7 protein-coding genes are annotated in these 6,000 nt (G+C 62.4%); 4 read left to right on the forward strand and 3 right to left on the reverse strand.

Going from position 1 to position 6,000, the window contains the following annotated elements; translation table 11 throughout:
• Window positions 1–62: 62 nt before the first annotated feature.
• Window positions 63–221 (reverse strand): hypothetical protein, encoded by a 159-nt coding sequence (locus tag IE109_RS24275; RefSeq protein WP_189553252.1) that lies wholly within the window; start codon window positions 219–221, stop codon window positions 63–65.
• Between the two features lie 263 nt (window positions 222–484).
• On the opposite strand from IE109_RS24275, the gene IE109_RS24280 reads away from it, so the two are divergent.
• From IE109_RS24280 to IE109_RS24290, 3 genes are all read left to right on the forward strand, one after another.
• Complete coding sequence (locus IE109_RS24280; protein ID WP_229891493.1) at window positions 485–1,330, forward strand: helix-turn-helix transcriptional regulator; 846 nt, start codon at window positions 485–487, stop codon at window positions 1,328–1,330.
• Between the two features lie 346 nt (window positions 1,331–1,676).
• Complete coding sequence (locus IE109_RS24285) at window positions 1,677–1,958, forward strand: hypothetical protein (RefSeq protein WP_189553255.1); 282 nt, start codon at window positions 1,677–1,679, stop codon at window positions 1,956–1,958.
• A gap of 212 nt (window positions 1,959–2,170) precedes the next feature.
• The gene (locus IE109_RS24290; protein WP_189553257.1) at window positions 2,171–2,515 is read left to right on the forward strand and encodes a hypothetical protein; all 345 of its coding nucleotides are present in this window, start codon (window positions 2,171–2,173) and stop codon (window positions 2,513–2,515) included.
• A gap of 118 nt (window positions 2,516–2,633) precedes the next feature.
• Here IE109_RS24290 and IE109_RS24295 read toward each other — a convergent pair whose 3' ends face one another.
• On the reverse strand, window positions 2,634–2,936 hold the full coding sequence (locus IE109_RS24295) for a hypothetical protein (RefSeq protein ID WP_189553259.1): 303 nt from the start codon (window positions 2,934–2,936) through the stop codon (window positions 2,634–2,636).
• Between the two features lie 95 nt (window positions 2,937–3,031).
• On the reverse strand, window positions 3,032–3,247 hold the full coding sequence (locus IE109_RS24300) for a hypothetical protein (RefSeq protein WP_189553261.1): 216 nt from the start codon (window positions 3,245–3,247) through the stop codon (window positions 3,032–3,034).
• Between the two features lie 179 nt (window positions 3,248–3,426).
• Between IE109_RS24300 and IE109_RS24305 the strand changes: the two genes are divergently transcribed.
• On the forward strand, window positions 3,427–5,862 hold the full coding sequence (locus IE109_RS24305; protein WP_189553262.1) for an nSTAND3 domain-containing NTPase: 2,436 nt from the start codon (window positions 3,427–3,429) through the stop codon (window positions 5,860–5,862).
• Window positions 5,863–6,000: the final 138 nt, after the last annotated feature.

A 6,000-nucleotide genomic window follows, 5' to 3' on the forward strand; every position in this document is an offset into this window, starting at 1 on the left:
CCCGGGATTCACACCGCGGAAATCCGACGTACCCGTCGGCCGCCCGGCCGACCGTCCGCTCTCTACCAGTCGTCGTCGGGCTGCTCGGTCTTCACGGTCGCCTGCACGATGGCGGAATTCGATCCTCCGAAGAAGCCGGCGACGCCCTGCCCGCCGAGGCTCAAGATCAATGCCAGAGCCACCGCGAGGAACACGGGTATGGAGATTTCCTTCGATTGCATTTTCCCTCCCCTGGCTGAAAGGCCCCTCGGCCTCTCGCCACGAGAAATATGCCGTACGACAGCGCCTGAATGGTCGGTTGAGTAGCATCATGATCACGCAATGCAAGAATCGGAAGGAGAGGCAAATGTGCACAAGTTCGGACTTAGCCCCGCATTCGAACGTAGCCAAGCTGTGCGCTCGTGGTCTCGAGGTCTACCGCCGGGCCCTGCTGCAAGGTCCGGTTTCCGAGGAAGTACCGGACTGTCTCCTCCGGTTGGGGCTGATGCGGCCATTGGCCGAAACCCCCGCACTGCTGGCGGCCGTCCCTCCCGACATCGCGGACCGCGAGCTGACCCGCCCCATAGAACGCGAGCTGCTGGCCCACCAGCACACCATCGCCGCCATCCGTGACTCGATCTCGGCGGCCGAGACGGTGTACCGCTCCACCCGGTCGGCCGCCGCCGGCCCCGTACGACTCCTCCAGGGGGCCGAAGTCATCCAGGCGGCCCTGCAACAGGCCGCCGAGGCATGCCGTGAGGAGCTCCTCACCTGCCAGCCGGGCGGCGGACGCGCCCCGGAGAACCTCGCGAGATCACTGTCCCGCGTCCTCGCCATGCACCGGCGCGGCGTCAAACAGCGCACCCTCTACCAGCACACCGTGCGCGCCCACGGCCCCACGCTCGCCTACATCGAGCGGGCCACCGCGTCCGGCGCCCAGTTCCGGACCATCAACGAGGTGTTCGACCGCCTGATCATCTACGACCGCACCACGGCGTTCATCCCGGACCCGCGCCACGAACTGAGAACCGCGGCCCTGGCCATCGACCACCCGGCGATCGTCCACTACCTGGCCAAGGTGTTCGACCACACCTGGGAGCGCGCCGAGGCGGTCAGCATCTCCCAGGAGTACGCCCGCCCCCCGCTCATGACCGACGAGACCCGTCGCGCCGTGCTGCGCCTGATGGTGGAGGGCTACACCGACGCGGCGATCGCCGGCCGGCTGGGGGTGAGCCCCCGCACCGTCTCCACCCACATCAAGAAGGCGTCCGACCTCCTGGGCGGCCGCAGCCGGGCCCACCTGGCCTATCTCCTGGCCCAGTCCGACCTCCTGGACGCCGGCCCCGGCTGACCCCCCCGTACCCCCAGGACCAGGCACCCCGCCCCCGCCGATGTGCGCCCGGCACATCCCCCCACCGGCACGGCCCCCCCGCGAGGTCCCCGCACGGCACGCGACCCGGCCCGAGGACCATGACGGCCACACCCCACCGCCCGCACCCGGGTGGCGGCCGCCCCGGACACGACGGCCCTCGCCGCCGTCCCCCGCCCGCTCCGCCGGCCCCGCCCCGAGCGCGCCCACCGGCCGCGCACCGGGCGCCCCGGCCCCCCGCCCCTGGCTCCTCGTCCTGCCCGACGTCGTATACGGTCTGTCCCTCACCCCGAGCCGACGACCGCGCGCCGCGGTCCCTGGAGAAGCCATGAGCCTGCTTGCGGTACTCGACGAAGCGGTGGCCACGCTCAAGGCCCCGTTGCAGGAGAACGACCGGGCGCAGGGCTGGACCGACGAACTCCGCCGAGAGGTGCAGGAAGAGATCTCGATCACCCGCTCGGTGCTGCGCCGGCACGGGACGGTCATGGCGCGGCACCTGCGTCCCCGCTTCGACGAGTGGCTGGACCGCGAAGACGTACGCCCCGGCCGCCTCCGCCACCTCGTGGACGACGTACAGCGCCTGCTGTTGGAGGCCGGAACCGCGATGTGACGTCCGCTCCACAGGGCACACGCCCCTGCGCGAAGACCCCGGCCGGCCTTCCCCCGCCGACGGCGAGCCGCCCGAGCACCCGGATCAGGGCGCCCCGCCGTTTCAGCGGGTCGGAGCGGCAAGACCATGTCGCAGTGCGGACGTTGCGCCGAGCTGCCACGCCAAGACACCGACGGACGCCAGGAGATCACCCGAACCTTCATACTCCGACGATGGACGTATCCGATGAGGGCGAAGAACTCGATCCCGAATGGGCCGAAGCCGAGAACAACGTGTGCGGCACCCTGCACGGCTGCCGTGACGCCTCGCCCGTCGCTGAGCGCTTCGTCCGGGCCGGCTGGAGGTCGAGGTCGTCCTCCTGGAACGGTTACGAGGTAGGGACCCGCTGGTGCGAAGTGGAGCTCGATCCCGTCGATGGGCGGGGCATCCTGCTGAACGGAGTCATCGATCCAGGGCGGCTCGATGACCTCGCCGGCCTCCTCCACCGTTTCGGGCTGACGTATTCCCTGGAGCTCTATGACGGGGACGGCTCCCTGGTCCGCGAGGCCCGCGCTTGAGTCGATGAACCGCCCTCAGGACTCCCGGACGTGCCGGGAGCCATCGCGCTTGCCGGACCCGCCCCGGGGCAAACGCCCCGAGATCCTGTCCGACTGCCCATACGCGAAGACCCCGGCCTCAGCGTTTCCGCCGGTGACGGGGGTCTTCGGGCACCTCATGCGGGATGCCCCCGGCAGGATTCGAGCCCGCGCACACGGCTTCGAAGGGCATGATCAGCGGTGCATGGACAAGCTGAAGCAGTGGCGTGGCCTGGCCACTCGCTACGACAAGACGGCCGCTATCCACCTGGCCGAACTCCACGTCGCCGCCATCTTCGTCGGCTCGGCGAGACGATCCGGAGGAAACGGCCCAAGCCTCGATCTCGCCGTCGAGCTGTTCGTTGGCGATCCGCTTGGGGCCCGGCAGGACGTGGCGGTACATCAGGTCGTCCAGGTCGTCCCGAATCGCTGTGGGGTGTGGGTCTGCGACTCATGCCGCAGACCCACGTTCTTTGGTCGGGTTCGAGACCCGGACGGTCAGCGGGCGCCCGAAGTAGTGCGACGGCGGCGGTAACGTGCGGCCGCCAGCAGTCCGATGATCACGCCGGGGACGATGAAGAGAAGTCCGTTGACGGTCTCTTCACGTCCGTCGAGCGACACGGACCACAGCGCGGCCAGAAGGAAAGCACTTGCTGAGCCTACCGACACAAAGAGTGCCAGTTCGGTCCACCAATTCCTGGAGCTGTATGCCATGTCATCCATGATGGCTTCCGGGGAGGGGGGAGGGGGAGAGCTGCTGTGGCTGCCCGCGTGCAGAGGTGCTGGCAGGCCGTTGAGCCGGCGGGCCGTCGGCGTCCCTCGCCGACGCAAGCCAAGGAAGGATCTTTGTAAAGCCGGCCCCAGCACCGAGGACTCATTGGGATACTAGACGCATGGCGCGCAACTACAGCGATCTCTCTCCTCATGATTTCGAAATCTTGGTGAGGGATCTCCTCCAAGCAGATCATGGGGTCCGCATGGAGACGTTTCCGCCGGGCCGGGATGGGGGTGTCGACATCCGCCTCCATCGAAACGGCGAGGAAACCCTCATTGTCCAATGCAAGCATTCGCCGAACCGGACTTTTGCGCAGATCAAGGGGCAGCTTGAATCTGAAGCCAAAAAGATCGGTGATCGGTTCTCCTGTCGCTATATTTTGGCTACCTCGGCTTCGCTGACACGTCAGAACAAGCAAGAAATCGCAGCCATGTTCGCTGGGGTGCGGCTGGAGGTCGACGATATCTGGGGTGTGGACGACCTCGACAATCTGTTGAGACTGCACCCTCGCGTGGAGGTTAATAACTTCAAGCTGTGGATTACTTCGAGTGCCGTCTTGGATCATCTTCTCCATCCTGAGCTATATCAGAGGAGTTCGGGACTTGTCGACCGGATTATCAAGCGGCGCAAACTTTATGTTCATAGCGAAGCCTATCCAGATTCGTTGCAAATGCTTGAGGAGCATCACGTCTGCGTGATCTCGGGGGAGCCGGGAATCGGTAAAACAACTCTTGCCGAGACGCTTCTTGTCAAGCTTCTGTCTGACGGTTGGGAAGTTTATTCTGCTTCCAGTGACGTGACGGACATCGAGAAGGTGTGGAAGCCTGGAGTTAAGCAAGCATTTCTGTACGATGATTTCTTGGGTCAGAACTCGCTGCTCGACAATCTGAACAAAAACGAAGACAGTAGACTGGCGAATTTGGTTGAACGTATTCGAGATGCGGGCGACAAGGTCTTGATTATGACTACGCGCGAGTACATTCTCCAGCAGGCGCAGCAGGTTCATGAGCGCCTAGAGAGTTCGCGAACATTGGCCGACGGAAAGGTGATCCTCGACCTGTCGCACTACACTGCCGAACAGAAGGCGGAAATTTTCTACAACCATATTCATTTCGCTGAACTGTCTGATGTTGCGCGCAGGTCGGTCTTGCGAGAAAGGAGGTACATGGAGGTTATTCGGCATGCCAACTTCAACCCAAGGATCATCGAGCTTGTCACGAAAAACTTTAAAAATTCTGGAGTCGGGGATGAATACTTCTTTGAATACGTACTGAATGCGCTTGATGATCCTCGCGAGCTATGGGAGCGAATTTTTGAGAGCCAGCTCTCCGCGGCGGAGAGGAGCCTGCTGCTGGTCCTGACCACCATCCGTACGCGAGTCGAGCTCAAGGACTTGCACCGTGCGCTAAATGCATATGAGTCCGTCGATGGAGGGCGACGGACAGATCTGCATACGCTGAGGCTGTTGCTCAAGAAGCTGGAAGGTACCTTCATCCAGGTTTCTGTAGACACGGCGCTAGATGATCAGGTGAACGGATTTCATCCAAGCAACCGTGCAACGCTAATTCAGCTGGCAAACCCTTCCTTTGTTGACTATGTCTCGTCGTACCTGTCAACTCATCCGGATGAAATTAATCAGATGGCCCATGGATGTCTCTTCTTTGAGCAAGCAGAAACACTCGCGCTCTGGGAGCTCGGAGAGGATTCCCATACTCAACTGGTCCGGATTGCATTCGATGCGTTCTTCGGGGCTGCGCCGCAGGGACGGCAGTTGCCTCGGCTCGCTCCTGGTCACCAGACAGTATTAATGTCTGCACTAACGCGACTGGAGTCCGCAGAATCGTGCACCTGGGAGAATAGCCCCACGTATTATCGAGTGGCAATCCGGCATGAGGTATCCGTCAGGAGTCGACACCTTGTCATGCTGATTCTCGACCATAAGTATGGTCGAAGCCTCCTTGATGAGGGCTCTTTGCTCAGAATTGTGCACATGCTGACCGAGCGTATTCAGCAGGCCGACTTGGGGCTTTTGGCGCGCGAATTTCCTCTCCTGCGATATCTGTCGAGGTATGAGAGCGTAGAGGATCAGCTCGTGGCGGCCCGTGACCTTGCAGCAGCCAGGATGCTGCAAGTCCTTGAACACCCTGAGAACTTCCAGTCGGCCCTTTCTGTTTTTAGGGACCTCGGTGTTAAACCATCGCGCTGGTCTGAGCAAAGCGAGGCGAACCTTCGGCAGCGATTTGCGTCTTTTGCGTCAGAGTGGGACTGGGCGGAGGCTGGAAGAGTGAACAACGTTGTGGAATGTGAAAGTTCCCTATCTTCCCTTCAAGAGGCGCTATCAGATTTCGAACTTCAAGAATCACTGGACCCAGTCGCTCTCGTAGATCGACTGTCGATGCTCCAGTACGAAGTCGCTCAGGATCTCGATTTTGGCGACGAAGAGTTGGATGAATCGGACCCGGGTGAACGGGAAAGGGAGGAGCGTCAGGGGAATATTCACTCCTCTGGGCAGCCTGGCGATCCGATCGATGACCTTTTTGAAACACTGATCTAACCGTGCACCCCCCTGCCGCGAGGGATACCCCGATATGTGATGTTTAGATGTCATCTCAATTGGCTCGGTAGGCTGTGGGCTGTGGGCTGTGGCGGGGATCGTTGAGCGGCTGGTGCCGGATGAGTTGTGGGAGCTGTT

Origin of the sequence: Streptomyces lavendofoliae (assembly GCF_014649735.1) — a bacterium.
Lineage (GTDB): Bacteria > Actinomycetota > Actinomycetes > Streptomycetales > Streptomycetaceae > Streptomyces > Streptomyces lavendofoliae.